Source organism: Vibrio pelagius (assembly GCF_024347575.1).
GTDB classification, from domain to species: Bacteria; Pseudomonadota; Gammaproteobacteria; order Enterobacterales; family Vibrionaceae; genus Vibrio; species Vibrio pelagius.
Window position 1 is genome coordinate 68,788 of sequence record NZ_AP025505.1, and the last position, 18,416, is coordinate 87,203.

Annotated in this window: 14 protein-coding genes; 9 read left to right on the forward strand and 5 right to left on the reverse strand. The window is 44.8% G+C overall.

Annotated features, from left to right (window positions below):
- Window positions 1-13: 13 nt before the first annotated feature.
- Window positions 14-2,116, reverse strand: a complete 2,103-nt coding sequence (locus tag vsple_RS20470; RefSeq protein ID WP_261884250.1) for an alpha-galactosidase — start codon at window positions 2,114-2,116, stop codon at window positions 14-16.
- A gap of 256 nt (window positions 2,117-2,372) precedes the next feature.
- Here vsple_RS20470 and vsple_RS20475 point away from each other — a divergent pair, with 256 nt between their 5' ends.
- On the forward strand, window positions 2,373-3,449 hold the full coding sequence (locus tag vsple_RS20475; protein ID WP_261884251.1) for a LacI family DNA-binding transcriptional regulator: 1,077 nt from the start codon (window positions 2,373-2,375) through the stop codon (window positions 3,447-3,449).
- Window positions 3,450-3,563: 114 nt separating this feature from the next.
- On the opposite strand, the gene vsple_RS20480 is transcribed toward vsple_RS20475, so the two are convergent.
- Window positions 3,564-4,946: an aminotransferase-like domain-containing protein gene (locus tag vsple_RS20480; protein ID WP_261884252.1), complete on the reverse strand. Its 1,383-nt coding sequence runs from the start codon at window positions 4,944-4,946 to the stop codon at window positions 3,564-3,566.
- A gap of 97 nt (window positions 4,947-5,043) precedes the next feature.
- Here vsple_RS20480 and vsple_RS20485 point away from each other — a divergent pair, with 97 nt between their 5' ends.
- The 3 genes from vsple_RS20485 (at window position 5,044) to vsple_RS20495 (ending at window position 8,083) form a co-directional block, all read left to right on the forward strand.
- Window positions 5,044-5,934: an EamA family transporter gene (locus vsple_RS20485; protein ID WP_261884253.1), complete on the forward strand. Its 891-nt coding sequence runs from the start codon at window positions 5,044-5,046 to the stop codon at window positions 5,932-5,934.
- 231 nt (window positions 5,935-6,165) lie between these two features.
- Window positions 6,166-7,263, forward strand: a complete 1,098-nt coding sequence (locus vsple_RS20490) for a Fic family protein (RefSeq protein WP_261884254.1) — start codon at window positions 6,166-6,168, stop codon at window positions 7,261-7,263.
- Window positions 7,264-7,414: 151 nt separating this feature from the next.
- A complete protein-coding gene (locus tag vsple_RS20495) occupies window positions 7,415-8,083 on the forward strand; it encodes an NAD(P)H-dependent oxidoreductase (RefSeq protein ID WP_261884255.1) in 669 nt (222 codons plus the stop codon).
- Window positions 8,084-8,204: 121 nt separating this feature from the next.
- Here vsple_RS20495 and vsple_RS20500 read toward each other — a convergent pair whose 3' ends face one another.
- Complete coding sequence (locus vsple_RS20500) at window positions 8,205-10,247, reverse strand: alkyl/aryl-sulfatase (RefSeq protein ID WP_261884256.1); 2,043 nt, start codon at window positions 10,245-10,247, stop codon at window positions 8,205-8,207.
- Between the two features lie 114 nt (window positions 10,248-10,361).
- Between vsple_RS20500 and vsple_RS20505 the strand changes: the two genes are divergently transcribed.
- The 4 genes from vsple_RS20505 to vsple_RS20520 all read left to right on the forward strand — a co-directional run bounded on the left by vsple_RS20505 (window position 10,362) and on the right by vsple_RS20520 (window position 13,056).
- Window positions 10,362-11,261 (forward strand): LysR family transcriptional regulator, encoded by a 900-nt coding sequence (locus vsple_RS20505; RefSeq protein WP_261884257.1) that lies wholly within the window; start codon window positions 10,362-10,364, stop codon window positions 11,259-11,261.
- Window positions 11,262-11,464: 203 nt separating this feature from the next.
- Complete coding sequence (locus vsple_RS20510) at window positions 11,465-11,914, forward strand: GNAT family N-acetyltransferase (protein ID WP_261884258.1); 450 nt, start codon at window positions 11,465-11,467, stop codon at window positions 11,912-11,914.
- A 4-nt stretch (window positions 11,915-11,918) separates the two neighbouring features.
- Window positions 11,919-12,515 (forward strand): DJ-1/PfpI family protein, encoded by a 597-nt coding sequence (locus vsple_RS20515; RefSeq protein WP_261884259.1) that lies wholly within the window; start codon window positions 11,919-11,921, stop codon window positions 12,513-12,515.
- Window positions 12,516-12,558: 43 nt separating this feature from the next.
- Window positions 12,559-13,056 (forward strand): DUF2867 domain-containing protein, encoded by a 498-nt coding sequence (locus vsple_RS20520; RefSeq protein ID WP_261884260.1) that lies wholly within the window; start codon window positions 12,559-12,561, stop codon window positions 13,054-13,056.
- A 167-nt stretch (window positions 13,057-13,223) separates the two neighbouring features.
- Here vsple_RS20520 and vsple_RS20525 read toward each other — a convergent pair whose 3' ends face one another.
- Window positions 13,224-16,406: an efflux RND transporter permease subunit gene (locus vsple_RS20525; protein ID WP_261884261.1), complete on the reverse strand. Its 3,183-nt coding sequence runs from the start codon at window positions 16,404-16,406 to the stop codon at window positions 13,224-13,226.
- Between the two features lie 13 nt (window positions 16,407-16,419).
- Window positions 16,420-17,646 carry an efflux RND transporter periplasmic adaptor subunit gene (locus vsple_RS20530; RefSeq protein ID WP_261884262.1) on the reverse strand — a complete coding sequence of 409 codons (1,227 nt, stop codon included), beginning with the start codon at window positions 17,644-17,646 and terminating at the stop codon, window positions 16,420-16,422.
- A gap of 160 nt (window positions 17,647-17,806) precedes the next feature.
- Between vsple_RS20530 and vsple_RS20535 the strand changes: the two genes are divergently transcribed.
- Entirely contained in the window at window positions 17,807-18,415 is a 609-nt protein-coding gene (locus vsple_RS20535) for a TetR/AcrR family transcriptional regulator (protein WP_261884263.1), read from the forward strand.
- Window position 18,416: the final 1 nt, after the last annotated feature.

Genomic DNA, 18,416 nt, shown 5'->3' on the forward strand with positions numbered 1-18,416 from the left:
GACTGACGACGTATTAGATTTTTTGTAGGTGTACCATCAGTGCTGATTCAGGGTCGAGAATTGGCAACGTCACCCCGATCTCTTTCAGGTTGTCGCCACTGAGTGTGAGCGTTTTATCTAGCCACTGAGGACGTTGCTTCATCAGTTGGAAACTGGTTTGAGGCATCTCCACCAACTTCACTTGATACTTGGCGTTGATATCCGCGCAGCTGATTCTTAATGGCGAGGGAAGCGCATGATCTGGCATCGCCAATTGACACACAGTGATCAACATTTCATCGTCACTCTCTACGCCGTAAATGTTTTGATTTTTGTCTGCCGGATCGATACGGAAACTTCGGCCACCATGAAGGAGATGGCGATATTCTTTATGAAGCGCGATATAGCGAGAAAATGCTTCTTTCTCTTCTTTTGATTCTTTCACCGGATCAAGCTCAACACCCATGTGGCCCCCCAATGCAGTCACACCGCGCATGTTTATGCCATGGCGACGATTGGTTGAGTGACACTCGTAAGGGCCGATATGTGCACCCATTACTTCTGGTGGGAAGAAGTAGCTCATGCCTTTTTGAATGGCTTGACGCTCTAACGCGTCATTACAATCTGATGCCCAAAAACGTTGTGTTCGTTTGAGAATTTCAAAATCGATCCGACCACCACCGGAAGAGCAAGATTCAATCTCCACTTCTGGATGCGCTTGGTTTAGTTCATCGACAAGCCGATATAGCGCTTGCGTTTGGCCGTGTACCGCGGGGCGACCCTGATGGCCGGGCTGAACCAGCTCTCTGTTCATGTCCCACTTTAAGTAAGTAATGTTGTAACGTGTGAGTAGGTCATTTAAGCGCTCAAACAAATAGTTGAAGCAATCTTCGTTTTGTAAGTCGAGCACATATTGCCAACGACCAGAAGGCTGGTGGTAACCTTGTAATCCCAGAACCCAATTAGGGTAGTTGCGATACAGATTCGAGTCTTGGCTTACCATCTCTGGTTCGACCCAAAGACCAAACTCCATCCCTTGTTGATTCACATGATTGATCACCGGTTCTAAACCATTAGGGTATTTCTTTTCATCTAAATACCAGTCACCCAAAGCTGCGCGTTCACCGTCGCGACCAATGAACCAACCATCATCAATGATGAAGCGTTCTACACCCATTTCGGCCGCTTCTGTTGCCATTTGCATGATGTATTCAGGTTTGTGGTCGAAGTAAATGCCTTCCCATGTGTTTAGGTGTACAGGGCGAGGCTTGTTTACAGGGAACTTAACAATGTTATCGCGAACAAATTGTTGGAAGCGTTGAGAAATACCGTTCAAGCCAGTGTTGCTGTAACACCCATACAGCCATGGTGTTTGGTATTCACCATGAGCTTCAAGGATCGATTCACCAGCCAGTAAAAGCTCACCAGCTTGAACAAAACGGCGACCGTCACTGCGTACATCGGCACGCATTTGGTGGTTACCACTCCAACCAAGATGAAAACCCCATACTTGACCAAGCTGTTCACTGAATCCATTTGTACCCACGAATAGACCTGGGAAGTTTTCATGAGAAGTGCGGCCGCGACGGTTTTCCTGCATGAAACCGCCATGTTCAAAGCGTTGTCGCTGTGTTTGGAACTCGTGACACCAACGACCATGGAAAGTCATCAATTCGTTGGCGTGGTTTGGCAAAGGTAGAGTTGAAGAAAGCTTGCCAAGATAATATTTACTGTCGCCTAGGTTTTTAACGCTAATACGTTTTTGAACAACATCGGTCTCGAAGTGCAATTTAAGCTCAACATTCAATTCAAGATTTGCAATATCGTCAACTAAACCAAATGTCACTTGGTTTTCTTCAACTTGAGTCGATGCTAGTTTGAATACTGGTGCCCAATCGTAGCCGTCGCGATGGCCTTCAATGCCCGGCGCGTTAAAGTGACCGCTACCCAGTTCAGGACACAGTGATAAAGGAACATCGACATCTAAACGAGCTTGCGAAATAGGGCGCTCCGTTGAAAGCAACAGGCCTTCGTCTATTTGGGCAATTTTTGCGCCCCAATGAAGGATCTCTGGCACTCGGTCAGTTTTGATAATTAGGCTGTGATTTTTGCTTTGTAAATGGACAAACTCACTCATTATTTGCTCGCTCTGCTGTTTGTTTGCGTGAACATATTTTTTGAAATATATTGCGCTTATCTATGGCTTTTAGAACTTAAATGCCGCTTAATTGTGATCTTAGGCAGTTTTAAAGTTGCCTAAATTTGGTCTAGATCGACTGTTTTCGGGAACAAAAAATTATGTTTTCGAAAACATTTTGAGGGGTGTGTGACGTTTTTTTTGAAACCAGTCTGTTAGAGTCGAGCTAAGACAGCAGAGATAATTAGAAAAGACGATGAATGTAACTTTTAAAGATGTGGCAAAACTGGCGGGTGTATCCACCCAGACTGTATCTAGAGTGACGAATGGGTCAGATAATGTTGCTGAATCCACTCGCATTAAAGTGAATAAGGCGATCAAGCAGCTAGGTTATGTACCCAATAAGGGAGCGCAGATGTTGAGCCGAGCGAAGTCGACCAATATTGGCCTAGTGACATTAGATATGGCTTTGCATGGCGCAGCACTCATCGCAAATGGTGTAAGAAGAAAAGCGCATGAATTGAATTTTGGTACTGCTTTCTCTGTCGTTTCCGAGCCTAGCTTATCCAGTATTCAAGGTGCGATGAGAGAACTGATTGCTCAGCAGGTCGATTGCATCATTCTCAACGTGCCACTTAGCAAAGACGATGCTGTGGTCTTGGCAGAGCAGTTTCCAAGCTTACATCTGATCTTTATCGACGTACCTGATGGTACTCCTGTACACTTTGTTCACGGTGAGCATGCTGTTGGGGCTTCTGAAGTGGTCAAGCATCTGGTTGCGACAGGACGAAGTCAGTTCTTATTGGTCGCTGGTCCGGAGGCGTCAACAGCGGCCAATATTCGTCTGCAATCTTGGCTAGCGGAAATCGATGCATCAGAAACGAAAGCCGTAGATTGCTACCGAGGAGATTGGCAAGCACAAAGTGGTTACCTTGCGATTAGTGAAGCGATTGGAAAACAATTGAGTTTTGATGCCGTGGTTGTTGCGAGTGATCAAATGGCACTTGGCGTGTTGCGTGCCCTGGATGAGTTCAGCATAAAGGTACCCGATCAAGTCGCAGTTGCTGGTTTTGATGGAATCACCGACAGTGCATATTTCAATCCACCCCTAACAACGGTTAAGCAAGACTTCACGGCTATTGGCGAACAGTGTGTCATTCAAGCCGTTGAGCTAAAAAAACATCCGTCGAACACGCCAATTCAATTCAAACAAACGCGCATTCCTGTGGAATTAATCGTCCGTAAAAGTAGCCAACCTAAAACAAAGCAAACCTATGATAAGAAAGGTATCCAGGAACTATTGAAGCAGATAGAGTTACGCTTACCTGAATAGCTATCACGTACGGCTGTACTGTTCGGCGACAGGTTTCATTTTACTCGGGGTATGTATTGTGGCGGCTTCCAACAGGGCCAGGGCAAACAATAAATAACCGCGTGACATCTGTAGCTAGACAGAATCCCTGATCGTATCCGCCAATAAGTCTATTTCCCTTTTCACATCTTCAGTTAGGTCGAAACCGATATTGATCCTAAAACAATCGTTGTAGAGTGGGAGTGTGCTAAATAGCTGACCTAATCGAATGTCGATTTTATGTTTTTCAATTAACTTGGTGAACTTTTCGAGGTTGAGTTTTGGAACTTGTAACCACAGTACCATTCCTCCTTGCGGTTGGCTTATGTTCACCCCGCTTGGCAAACGCTCGGATAAATAGTTGAGATAAGACTGCCGTAAACTAAGTAGCTTCGTTCTACGGCGCTTTAATTGCTTGGCGTAGTTGCCTGATTCAATGAAGTCAGCCACTGCGAGTTGAATAGGGAGTGACACACCAAAACATGATGCAGAATGTTGTTGGCGATAGCTGTCGGTATAGCGACCCGGTAGACACCAACCAAGACGATAGCTTGGCGATAAGCTTTTAGAAATCGAACCGCACCAAAGTATGTAGCCATTTGAATCATAATACTTAGCTGGTAAAGGGGTATGCTCTGAATAAGATAGCTCTAAATATACGTCGTCTTCGATCATCGGCACTTGGTAATGATTGGCAAGCTCGGCAAGTTTTTGCTTTTGCTGAGCGGACATAGTGATACCTTGTGGATTCATATGCGACGTACAAAAGATGCCAGCCTTTATGCTCCCCTGTTGTAAATGTAATTCAAGCTGTGAAAGATCGATTCCTTCATCGATTGACGGGATCTCAACAATGCGCCTTCCCATTTTCCCCAGTAGATCCAATATCCCACTAAAACACGGAGAGCTGATGGCTATAGCATCGCCAACTTGGGTACATGCTTCAAGGGCAGCCTTAATCGCGGGCATACAACCAGATGTAATGACGAGGTCTTGTGGGTTGATATGAATCCCCAACTTCGAAAAATGAACGCTCAAAGCATCACACAATGACGGGTCGCCTTGAGTGTGAGGGTAATGATTCAGTCGACTGCCTAGTCGCTTGCTCGACCGACGAAAGCTACGTTCGAGCTCCAGTAATGCGGTGTCATCAATTGTCGTGCTCGATACACCAAGTGGCCCATTGTAAAGAGAGTGAATTGAGAAGTTTTGGTGTACTTGAGAGACTTTACTAACAAACTGCGTCCACTGTGGTGTGTTGTGTTTTTTACTACGCGCAGAGATATAGTAGCCCGCTTGTGGACGAGAGTGGATAAAACCCTGAGACTCCAATTCTTGATAGCAACTGACCGCAGTCGACATGCTAACGGCTTGCTGTTTCGCTAATTGTCGCAAAGAGGGCATACGACTCCCTTCGCTTAATTTCCCGTCTTCAATTTCCTGAACAAACTGACTCGCCAATGTTTTGTAAAGACTCATAGATGCCAACTGTACTTATTTTTTTGTTAAAAACTGTATCTGTACTGGAAACTGTACTTGATTGATACTCTTTTTCAAAGAAGAAGGAGGGCAGTTTATGGTTAGAAACGATTTATTTTTGGCAATTTTTGTGATGGCAATTTGGGGCTTCAACTTTTCGATGATCAAAATGGGTATCACGGAGGTCCACCCTCTATTAGCGACGGCGGCGCGATTCACGTTGGCGGTGATTCCAGCGATTTTTTTCATTCGCAGGCCGAACGTTGCATGGCGCTATCTGTTTAGTTACGGATTGGTTTTTGGTGTTGGTATCTGGGGCATGGCGTCATGGTCAATTACAGCAGGCTTATCATCTGGTATGTCATCGGTTTTGCTATCGTCAAATGCGCTCATCAGCATGGCTGTAGGGGTATTCATTCATAAGGAGGCGGCATCGAAAAGAAAAGTTGTTGGTGCGATAACAGCACTCATTGCACTGATGGTTCTCGTTTCTGCAACCAACGGTAATGTGACGTTACAAGGCGGTATCTTCATCATGATAGCGGCGACTTGCTGGACCATTATGGGGATGATCGTTAAAGCGTCTAAAACCACTCAAGCCTTTGCGTTCAACGTATGGGGAATGTTATTCGCACCCATTCCATTGGTTATGTTTGCGGTGAGTATTTACGGACCAAACATCGTGACAGAAGCATTTGAAGTGTGGGATATGAATACGACGATTGCTGTTCTGTTCCAAGCCTATCCAACCACACTGTTTGGTTACTGGGTTTGGAATCGCTTATTGATCCGATACCCATTGAGCACGACCGCACCGATGACTCTGTTGGTACCTGTTTTTGCTTTGATATCTGGGTACTACATGTACGATGAAATGCTAAGTACCGCGCAAGTTGTTGCCTGTGTTCTTTTCCTTATTGGTATAGGGCTGATAGTTAAACCTGGTAAGAAGGTAATCGAAGCTGCAGGTAAACCACTTACGAACTAAACATGTGAATCGATAGTCACGGAACTAGAGTGATGATTAAGTTAGTGTCGAGCGGTAATTGATTGAATGATATGCCACCTTAAGAGGGTGGCATTTTTCATTTAGGTGGTTGGGTTGGCGTTGATGAGATGAATAATGGCATTAATCTAATCACTTTGTGATTTGATTATGTGGTATAAACAAATCATAATGTGATTTGGTTATGGTAATTTTTCGAATCAAGGCATGGGTATGTGGATCTGGCAACAAACGAATTGGCCACAGTTTGACTGGGACAACAATATTATAGAACCAATGGTAAGGCGTACGCGTCTCAACCAAGGGATCCTATTGGGAAAAATGTTTAGCCACTCTCAAGATCAGACTGAGAGCATGTTAGATACCTTGCTTGCCAATATCCTTCATTCAAGTGCCATAGAGGGAGAGAAGCTGAATGCTTTTTCAGTGCGTTCTTCATTGGCGAATAAACTGGGTTTATCGGAAGAAAGGCCATTCCCGACCACCGAACAGACGGATGGTTTGGCGGAAATCATGGTTGATGCTGTTGAAAACCTGAACACGCCGTTAACACTGGACCGGATTCTACACTGGCACGACAGACTTTTTCCTGAAGGCTACACCATGTTCAACCCGGTTATTGGCGGTCAACTACGAGGTGACACGCCAATGCAGGTGGTTTCCGGCAGAATAGACAGGCCAACCGTTCACTTTGAAGCGCCAAGTCGTGATGTACTTGATGCTGAGCTAAACCAATTCATCCAGTGGTTCAACGATTCCAGAGAAGAGATATCGCTCGACCCTTTAATAAGAGCCGCAATCACTCATTTGTGGTTTGTGACTCTGCATCCCCTTGACGATGGAAATGGTCGAATTACTCGTCTTCTTACCGACCTTGCCCTTGCACAGGCAGAGCAGCAATCGGTACGTTTTTATGCCATGTCTGTAGGTATATTGGCCAATCGTAAAAGCTACTACGATATTCTAGAACAAACCCAGAAAGGGGCTCTGGATATTACTCCGTGGCTTGTTTGGTTTTTCAATACACTTAATGAGACGTTCGGTGAGGTGTTAAGAGAGATCGATCAAACGGTATTCAAGACCAACTTTTGGCGTCATGTCGATCAAACTAAGCTGGTGGAAGAACAAGTTAAAGTGCTCAATCGCATGCTTGATGGTGACTTTGAGGATGGCATAAACACATCTCAGTATCATAAAGTCGCCAAGGTGAGTAAACCAACGGCAACTCGTCACTTAACCACACTGGTTGAGCAAAAGTGTTTAGTGAAAACGGGCGGTGGTCGAAGTACTCGCTACCAATTACCCAAGTAAAAGTTCGATACTAAACGTCATTAAGTTCGATAAAGACGGTCTATGCTTTATTTGGTGTCAGCGCAAAAACTGATCTAGTGCCTTCGACGGGAAGACACCTTTAATGCTTGCACAAAAATATCGTTATAGTGAAACTGTTGGAGAGCAAATAATGAACGTACTTGTTGTTTACTGGCATCCAAAGCCACAAAGCTTTAATGGCGCTATGTTTCGCCGTTCGGTAGAAGCCTTAGAGTCGGCTGGGCATAAAGTGAAAACATCAGACTTACATGTGATGAATTTTAATCCAGTCTCTGGGCGTCATAACTTCAATAGTGAAATGGATTCTGAGTTTTTCAAACAACAACTCGAAGAGGTGTATGCGTCGGAGAATCAAAGCTTTTCACCGGACCTAGAACAAGAGATACAAAAACTTGAGTGGTGCGACTTGGTCATCTTCCAATTTCCACTGTGGTGGTTCGGTATGCCTGCAGCGCTTAAAGGTTGGGTGGATCGTGTATTTGCTATGGGTAGAGTGTATGGCGGGGGCCGATTTTACGAGAACGGTGTCTTCAAAGGAAAGAAAGCCATGGTGAGCGTGACGATGGGCGGGCCAGAAGAGCTATACGAGAAAGACGGCTGGAATGGTGACTTAGACGCGATTTTAAGACCAATACATCGTGGCGTGTTCGAATTCACTGGGTTTTCGGTTCTCGCTCCACAGAAAGTATTTGGGCCTGCACGTAAAACACGACAAGAGCGTATTGAAGTGCTAGAAAACTATGCTCAGCGTTTACAAACGATCTTCGATGAAGCTGCAATTGAAGTCGGGCATTACTAACGGCGCGCAGTTCTGTCTTTACATGAGAGATCGGCGATTTAAAGCACCTTTCTTCCTACCTCTAAAGAATACAAAAGAGCCGCACTGCGACTCTTTTATTTTCTTTATTAGCAACTTATTACTAACGATTTAGCGGAAGAATATCGAACTTCATGTCGAATTTATCTAGAGAACTCGCTAAGTCTTTTAGATTCTTCGCATCACCACGTATGCCAGCCTGACCACTCTCAAATAATGCTTCAAGTGTCGTCTCGCCAGTAATCACTTTGGTTAAATCGGCTTTGTGAATAATGATTTCTGTATCCAATGTTGGGATAGAACTCTCTAAACCCAACTCAGTTACTGGTAGGTGAGAGAAGGTAGCATTAGAAACTTCGATGTAATGGCGCTCTTCAATATCAGGGTGATAAATCCCCATGTTAAAGTTCAAGTCTGCAGTCTCAGCCTTTGGCCCATTTAGCTGCACACCTACCAAGTCCAAGAAGTTTGTTGTCGGTGTGTTTGCAATAACGTCCTCAGAGGCTGTCTTTAAAGACTCTCCGATTTCATTCGTACGAAGTTCCACCGCACCTTGCAAGTACGCGTTACGCCATGCCATCGTTTCAGACTGATAGCCTTGTTGTTCAAATGCGTCAGCCAATAATTCACGGTATTCGATATTAGTTGGCTCACACAGTACTAAGTCATTCAATAGCTGACCGGCTTCCTGATAGTTACCTGAATCAAAGTGAGCTTTAGCCGACTTATAGAAATTATCTGCCCCACCAGCGTTCACGTAAGTGCAAGATTTATCGACTGACTTAAGTGGGTTTATATTGACTGGGTTCAGATCGAGATAACCTAAGTACAAGTTTACAATCGCTCGAGCATTGTGGCTGTACGAACCATGATAGCCACGTGATGCCCAGTTTTGTTTCTGTGACTCTGGCACGATCTCTTCAATTGAACGACCAACATCGCCAATTTTCACACCATGGTTAGCTAAGCGCACCGAGTTGTTGTGCAGCCAGCTATAGTTATCACGTTGCATTTCCATGTAGTGGCCGATTTCATTCTCTTCGGTTTCTGGGTTGTTCCAAACCGGAGCGGAATGGGCAGAATGGATGTTATCCACAAGACCAGAGTCTACGAAACGCATCTTAAGTTCAGTTAGGTACTTAGACCAAGCCAACGAGTCACGTACTTTTGCGCCGCGGAATGTGTATATATTGTGCTGTCCGTCGTAAGTGAGTTCGGCGGTATTCAATGAACGGTACGCGGGTACGTAGTTTACGATTTCAACGGGCGCTTCAGCACCGGGCATATTGATAAAGTGAACCTCTAAGCCATCGATGACGCGTGTTTCTTCGCGTTCAACAATTTCTGTTGTTGGTGTTACTAAGGTTACCGCTCCCTTACCAAACCCCATACCCAGAGCGTTGTCTACAATACCTGTGGCGTCATTTTCTAAAGACTGGCCGTATTGATATTGTGCGCGACGTGACATCGCGTTACCCGCCATGATGTTTTCGTCTGCCATCTCTTTGATGAAGTCGCCAGGGACAATAACTGGGGCACCTTCTACAAAGTCGCCCGTGTTAATGATGCCTCTTGAACCACCAAAGTGGTCGGCGTGAGTGTGTGAATAGATCATACCGGTGATCTTATGTTCGCCGTTGACCGCTGGTAGGTGTTGTTTCGCGAAGTTCCAAGCTGCTTCTGCGACTTCATCATGCAGCAGTGGATCGTGGATAAGGTAGCCGTTGTCAGTGCGGTAGATTGTCATGTTTGAGAGGTCGGCACCGCGAATTTGATAGACACCATCCGTAACTTGATAAAGGCCGCCAGAGGCATAGTTCATTTGACCTTGGCGCCAGATAGACGGATTAACGGTATCCGGGCGGTCTTCTCGAATGCTATCTACGTTCATGTGAGACATGCGATTACGCAGCTCACCTACACGATGGTCACCAAACGCTGCGATGAGTCCTCGCTCTGAACGCTCAAATGCTGAGGTATCTTGCCAAGGCAGTGTTTCAGCCAGTGCATTGTTGGCTGCAATGGTATGTTCCGTTGCAGGCTTACCTTTGTATGTCTCGATTGATTCATATTCGTTGTCGGCCGTCGCGCTGAAACAAACGATGATAGCTAGGGATAGTACAGAACGGTTTAGAGTCGTTTTCATAGAGAACCTCGTTTTGTCTCTCAAGTTGGTATGAGACAAATTTAGAGGATTGACACATAAGAATACATAAACGAATATGGATTATAAACATCACAATTTGTTATGTAATGAACTATGTTAGAGAAATTCGATTTAAACCTACTTAGAGTGTTTTCCGCGGTTTATCGCCACCAATCGATCACGCTCGCTGCAGATGAAATGGGGATGACTCAACCCGGTGTCAGTGGTTTGCTCAAGCGATTGCAACAACAAGTAGGCTGTCAGCTTTTCATTCGTTCTGGTAGAGGGATAGCACCAACAAGACAAGCGCAAGAGCTGATTCGTCAAGTCGAGCCAGCGTTAATACAAATTAATAATGCGCTGGAAAACTTGGAAGAGTTTAATACTGAGACGCCTCATAAATTTGTGGTGTATACATCGGAACCAGTGATGCTAAGACTAATGACGAAAATTGAAGCCGATAATCAGTTGGGTAACGTTACGATTGAGCTTCATCCTACGCGCTCTAATGAAGAACAATTGATGGATGACCTCAACCAGAGGCAGGCTGATCTCGCAATTGAGTTCTCAAACCACACATCCAGCTCATTCTTTACAGAGCCGTTATTCGATGACGAGATGTGCATTATTGCGAGAAAAGGTCACCCGAGGATCACAGGTTCAATATCCCAAGATGAATTCTATCGTGAGAAGCATATAACGCTTAAGTTGCGTCGAGAGCAGGCGTATTTAGCGGACTATTTCACAGAAGTCAGCCTGAAAGAGAGAAAGGTTGCTGCTGAATGCACATCCCTTATTTGGCAAATGTCGATGGTATCGAGTAGCGATTGTATTGCTTCAATGACAAGAAGTTTGGTCAATGAACTTGCTGATAAGCTAGGACTGCAAATAATACCGATGCCATTCTCAACATTCCCAATAAAGTACCAACTCTTCGTCCATAACCGAGATAAGAAGAGCCCCTCAAATATCTGGCTCAGAGAAAAACTGAAATCTTATTTGATTGAAGGTTAGGTCATGTAGAAATAGTCAAGATTTGTTATGTTTAACTCAGCTTCGCCAAGTATTTCGCTTCATAGCAAGGTGTATACTCCTTAGAATAACAAGTCCTCAAAATACGGATACTTTTGTAAACAAGTTGCGCGTACAACAATAATAGACGGATTAGTACGACTCATGCCCAAGAAGGCTTTTAGTTGCTTAAAAGGAAAAATTATATGGAAGTGATCATTGGAACGTCTCCTGAGATTATCGAACGAGCTCAGGCTATACGATTTCAGGTGTTTAGCGTTGAGCAGAGTATTCCGAATGAACTGGATTTCGATGGTCTAGATAATACTTCAATGCATGCTCTTGTTATGGACAACAACCAAGCGATAGCAACAGCACGACTATTAATTCACTCTGATGGTTCGTCGGTGATGGCGCGAGTTGCCGTACTAGAAGCTTACCGTGGTCAAGGTATTGCATCAGAAATTGTGAAAGCGTTGGTTGATTATGCTGAAAAGCAGGGTGTAAATTTGACTGAGATTCATGCTCATAGTTACCTTCGAAAATATTATGAAAGATTTGGCTTTAGCTTTGTGCGGGAAGTAGAGATTGTAGGAGAACATCAACTAATAGAAATGCGATATCCACTTACCTGTACATACCAACCAAGCAGGTAAAAATATGGATATTGCAATACTCACTTTTGACGGGTTTAATGAATTAGATTCGTTTATCGCATCCGGCATTCTAAATCGGATGAAAGACGCAGGGTGGAATGTACAAATTACGAGTCCCTCTCATTACGTTACCTCAATGAATGGCGTTACCATCCAATCTCAACAACCTCTAGAGTTTGCAAATCGAGCCGACGTCGTATTGTTTGGCAGTGGCGCTCTGACACGTGATATTGCGCGTGATGAGAACATACTATCAAGATTAAAACTGAATCCAGACAAGCAGTTAATTGGAGGGCAATGCTCTGGTACTCTGCTGATGTCTGTTCTAGGCTTATTGGATGAAGTACCTGCATGTACCGACTTAACCACGAAACCTTGGGTAATTGACTCCGGTGTTTCTGTGCTTGACCAGCCGTTTTATGCCAAGGGAAATGTTGCGACTGCAGGTGGTTGCTTGTCTTCCAAATACTTGGTTACATGGGTTATCTGTAAATTATCAGGTAAGCATGACGCTGAGTCAGCCATTCATTATGTAGCACCCGTCGGAGAAAAAGAACGTACTGTCAAACAGTGCATGTCTGTAGTAGGAGAATACTTGTAGAATTGATTTAACAAAGATTCCACTACACCTTGCAGGAACATATATGGAAATCCCTCAAAACTCTGCGTTGTTTAGTTATGCGAAAGGTGCATATTTCGCAGATAACTTTTCATGTGAAGTAATCAACAAAGGCCAAACAGCCCTCGATGTTTACCTTGAAATAGCGAAACAAACACCTAATTGGATCTCCTTCTTGATGGCCATGAGAAATCGGGTCGTGTCGATGTTTGGATTAAAACACTTAGGTCGGCTACAAGATGCCGCGATGGATATAGATCCAGATAACCTTAAGGTTGGCGATCGCCTTGGTATTTTTACTTTGGTGAGCAATACAAACAACGAGATCGTGTTGGAAGATAGTGACAAGCATCTGGACGTGAGAGTGTCATTTTTATTGGATCCTCAAAGGGAGAAGGCCACTGTACATGCAACGACAGTAGTTCATGTACACAACCGTTGGGGTAAAGCTTATATGTTCTTCGTGGCTCCGGTACACAAGATCATTGTTCCCAGCTCTTTGAAGACTTTGGTACATGCTTAACTACAACTACTTATCATGACATAGTTCACCTTGTCCTCGTTATATGAATAAGGTTTACTTTGTCAGTCTTTAAATCGCCGCTCAAGGTAGTTCTATCAAACCATAGATCAAAAAAAGGCAGCCCCAAATAGCACGGGCTGCCTTTCTAATCACTCAAAATTAAAGGATTAGACAGTGGATTCGTTAATCGGCTCTAGTGCAACTTGTTCGGTGTTATCACTCTGCTCTTTAGGCGTACGTTTAGCCAATACGTAGTAGAACAGTGGTGTGAGTAGCAGGCCGAATATGGTTACACCAATCATGCCAGAGAAAACAGCGATACCCATTGCTTGCCTCATTTCAGCACCGGCACCGGTAGAGAACACCATTGGAACCACACCCATGATGAAGGCAACCGACGTCATCAAGATTGGGCGAAGACGTAAGCGTGATGCTTCAAGAACCGCCTCCATCACCGTGCGACCTTTATCTTGCAACTCTTTGGCAAATTCTACGATTAGGATGGCGTTTTTAGTTGCCAAGCCAACCAGTACGATTAGACCAATTTGAGTGAAGATATTGTTATCGCTACCCCATAGAATCACACCGCTGATCGCAGATAAAAGCGTCATAGGAATGATTAAGATGATCGCCATTGGCAGGCGTACACTTTCGTATTGCGCAGCAAGTACAAGGAATACCAACAAAATAACCAGTGGGTAGATCAACATAGCTGTATCACCGGCCAACTTCTGTTGGTAGGTCAGCTCTGTCCATTCGTAGGTCATACCAATCGGTAGTGTTTCTGCAAGGATCTGCTCAATCGCCGCTTGCGCTTCACCTGAGCTGAAACCTGGCATAGGGCTACCATTGATTTCTGCTGTGGTGTAAGCGTTGTAGTGCATCACACGATCAGGACCAGCACTGTAATTCACATCCACAAACGCGCCCAAAGGAATCATTTCACCGTTCGCATTTCGAACCTCTAGTTGGCGAATCTGCTCTGGTGTTTGGCGGAATTTTTCGTCGGCCTGAACGTTTACTTGGTATGTGCGACCAAAGCGGTTGATATCATTGACGTACGTGCTCCCCATGTAGGATTGCAGGGTAGAGAAAACATCGTCTAATGACAGGTCTTGCTTGAGTGCTTTTGTACGGTCAACATCGAGGTCTAACTGAGGAACATTCACTTGATAGCTCGAGAACACACCAGTTAGTGCCGGGTGAGCCCATGCTTTCATGATTACCTGTTGGGTGACACCGTATAACGCATCGTAACCGTGGTTCGCTCTATCTTGGATCTGCAAACGGAAACCGCCAATCGTACCCAGACCTTGAACCGGTGGTGGTGGGAAGATCGCGATGAATGCATCAGGGATAGAAGCAAATTTTTGGTTCAGCTGACCTGCAATCGCATTTGCGCTAAGACTCGGATCTTGACGTTCTTCGAAATCAGCCAGCGGAGTAAACACGATGCCGCTATTTGGACTATTTGTGAACCCGTTAATGCTCAAACCTGGGAAGGCTACTGAGTGTTCAACACCCGGTTGTGCCAACGCAATCTCAGACATCTCACGGATAACCGCATCGGTACGCTCAAGTGAAGCCGCATCTGGCAATTGTGCGAATGCAACCAAGTATTGTTTGTCTTGACCCGGAACGTAACCCATAGGAGTCTGATCGAACTGATAAGCAGTTAAGCCAAGCAAACCAACATACATCATACCAATCAGTGCACCAAGTCGAATGCTCTTCTTCACTGCGTAACCGTAAGCAACAGAGCCTTTGTTAAATAGCTTATTGAATGGGGTAAATACGAAGCGCCCAAACAAACCATCCATTGCACGAGTTAGCCAATCTTTTGGTTGGTCGTGACCACGTAACAATAGGGCAGAAAGAGCAGGGCTCAAAGTCAGTGAGTTAATAGCTGAAATAAACGTCGAGATAGTGATGGTCAACGCAAACTGTTTATAGAACTGACCCGTTAAGCCAGACATAAACGCTGTCGGGATGAATACCGCAGCGAGTACCAAGGTAGTCGCAACAATTGGGCCTGTAACCTCTCGCATCGCTTTTTCAGTCGCTGCGATTGGAGCAAGACCTTCTTCGATGTTTCGCTCGACGTTTTCCACCACTACGATCGCATCATCAACAACGATACCGATAGCGAGTACTAAGCCAAACAGTGAAAGAGCATTTAAAGAGAAGCCCATTAAGTACATGAAAGCGAATGTACCAACTAGCGAAACTGGAACCGCAACTAATGGGATGATCGATGCGCGCCAAGTTTGCAAAAACAGAACAACAACTAGTACAACAAGCAATACCGCTTCAAGCAGTGTTTGCACTACCGCTTCAATAGAACCACGAACGAATACCGTTGGGTCATACACAATCTCGTAGCTTACACCTTGAGGGAAGCTTGCTGACAGCTCTTCCATTTTCGCTCTTACGTCGTCAGAAATCTGAATCGCGTTTGAGCCAGAAGCTTGGAAGATTGGAATGGCAACTGCGTCTTGGTTATCAAGTAGTGAACGAAGTGAATAGGTTTCGGCACCTAATTCAATACGAGCGACATCCTTCAAACGGTTGATCTGACCATCTTCACCAACCTTGATGATGATGTTCTCGAACTCTTCAACTTCGCTTAAACGTCCTTTAACATTAATAAGCAGTTGGAAGTCTGACGAACCACTTGGTTGAGCACCAAGGCTACCTGCTGCAGCTTGTTGGTTCTGCTCGCGAATCGCAGAAATGACTTCACTAGGGTTGAGGTCTAGGCTTGCGACCTTGTTTGGATCAAGCCAGATACGCATGCTGTATTCGCCACCACCAAACAGTCGAACGGCGCCCACACCTTCAATTCGTGCTAATTCATCCTTAACAGTAAGCGCTGCGTAGTTCGCAAGATAAAGTAGATCATAGCGCTCATCTGGCGACACCAAGTGAACGACCATGGTTAAGTCAGGGGATGACTTTTCCGTCACAACACCAAGTTTTTGAACGGTTTCAGGCAAACGAGGTAGGGCACGATCAACACGGCTTTGAACTAGGGTTTGCGCTTTGTCTACGTCGGCACCAATGGCGAAGGTGACAGTTAACGTCATCACGCCATCTGAAGTCGCTTGAGAAGACATATACAGCATGTCTTCTACGCCGTTAATCTCTTCTTCGAGGGGAGATGCGACGGTATCCGCAATAACTTTCGGGTTCGCACCGGGGTAAGTCGCTGTTACAACGACAGTCGGAGGAACAACCTCAGGGTACTCAGTGATAGGCAGTTGCCATACAGACAATGCACCACCGATGAAGATGAGTATCGACAGCACGGATGCAAAGATCGGCCGACGAATAAAGAACTGAGAAAACATTGCAACGGTTCCTTTATTGCTTCACTTGCAGAGTCAGTAGTTCACTGCGCTGCTTATCTCGTAATGCTTGCTGTTGGCGAATATTGGCAAGGGTGTTTTCATCAGCCATTGCGATTTCATTAGGCGTAACAGGCATGTTGGCACGCACTCGTTGTAAGCCATTAACGACAATCTTTTCGTCGCCTTTTAAGCCATCCAATACAATGCGCAGACCGTTAAGGGCTTCACCAAGAGAGATTGCTCGGTATTGGACAATATTGTCATCGCCTAAAACCAAGACATACTTGTTGTTCAGGTCGGTACCAATCGCTTTGTTATCAATCAACACACCTTGGTAGCTATCCGAGCCAGCGATGCGCATTTTCGCGAACATACCCGGCAGAAATTTCTTATCCTCATTATCAAAAACGGCGCGAACTTGAATGGTTCCCGTTGCTTCATCAATCGCGTTGTCTACAAAGTCGATGTAACCGATATGAGGGAAATCGGTATCGTTAGCCAACGACATTTGGACAACATTTTCAATTTCACCATCTGCGGAGATGAGGTTATTAATCTCTTGATATTTAAGGAAACTACGCTCATCAATGTCGAAGTAAGCGTACATTTTCAAAGTAGATACCAGTGATGTAAGAACGGTTTGACCCGTAGTTACATAGTTACCTTTGGTCACCTCTGCGAAAGAAACTGTGCCTGTAATCGGCGCGCGAACCAGAGTGAATTCAAGGTCTAATTCCGCTTTTGCCAAAGCAGCTTTAAGAGCTGAAACACTTGCAACACTACGCTGTTGATCCGCAAAACGTGCATCAACAGTCTCTTGTGATATCGCTTTAGTTTTGCTCAGCCTTAGCGCACGTTCATAATCTTTGATTGCTTGGTTCAAGCTTGTTTGAGCACTGCTAAGTTCCGCTTTCAAACGGTTAACTTCAGCAACAAACAAACGATTGTCGATTGAGAAAAGCACTTCTCCAGCTTCTACGAGATGGCCTTCACGGAAGTGAACACGGTCTACGTAACCCGACACACGAGGCATCACGGTGACGGTTTGAGGTGATTCTAATCGGCCAGTGTATTGATCAAGTTCGGTAACCTGCTCTACAAGCACTTGTGCCACTTCAACCGTTGGCGGTGGCGGCGCTGATGCAGGTGCTTCGGCGCGTGAATCTTTACATCCAGACAACACCAATGGTGCTGCAAATGAGATTAGTAGAAGAGACGTTCTAAGGTGTTTACCTACCATCTCGTTATCCTTATGTTAGTTTTGTACCGGTCGGTATAATAATCCTGACTTTTGATATTGATCAAGTAAAATTTATAGAATGAATGGTTACAACATATGGACAACGTATGCCTGCCGCATTACCATTTAAGGGATTGAATGAATAAGTGGTAGTGAAATTATGGTAGTCGGTACAGCAGGTCGACCACGCAGTTTTGACCAAGAAAAGGCGTTAGAAGAAGCATTAAAAGTGTTTTGGGAACAAGGATTTGAGGGCACATCTCTTTCTGACTTGACCAAGGCGATGGGCATCAATAAACCCAGCATGTATTCCGCCTTTGGCAATAAAGAACAACTCTTTCTTAAAGCGGTCGAAATGTACAAAGCCCGTGAATCAGAATATTTTTATCAGGCATTAGGACAGGCTGATATACGCAAGGTGATCACGGATATCATCATTGGGTGTGCGGAAGCACACAGCTGTAAAGATAAACCAAAAGGTTGTTTGATGATTCAAGGCGCTTTGGCATGCAGCGCAGATGCCAGTCCGATAAAACAAGCGATGGTGGATTGTCGAAAAGAAATGAGTGAAATATTGCTAACAAGGTTCACAAAGGCTCAAAAAGAAGGTCAATTAATTGAGTCTGCTGACCCACAAGTGATGACACATTTCATGGCCACTTTTCTCAATGGCTTGTCAGTTCACTCTATGGATGATGTGTCTCCAGAGATGATTATTGCTGTGGCGGAACTCGGAATAAAAGACTTACACGCATTCTGCTTAAACTAAT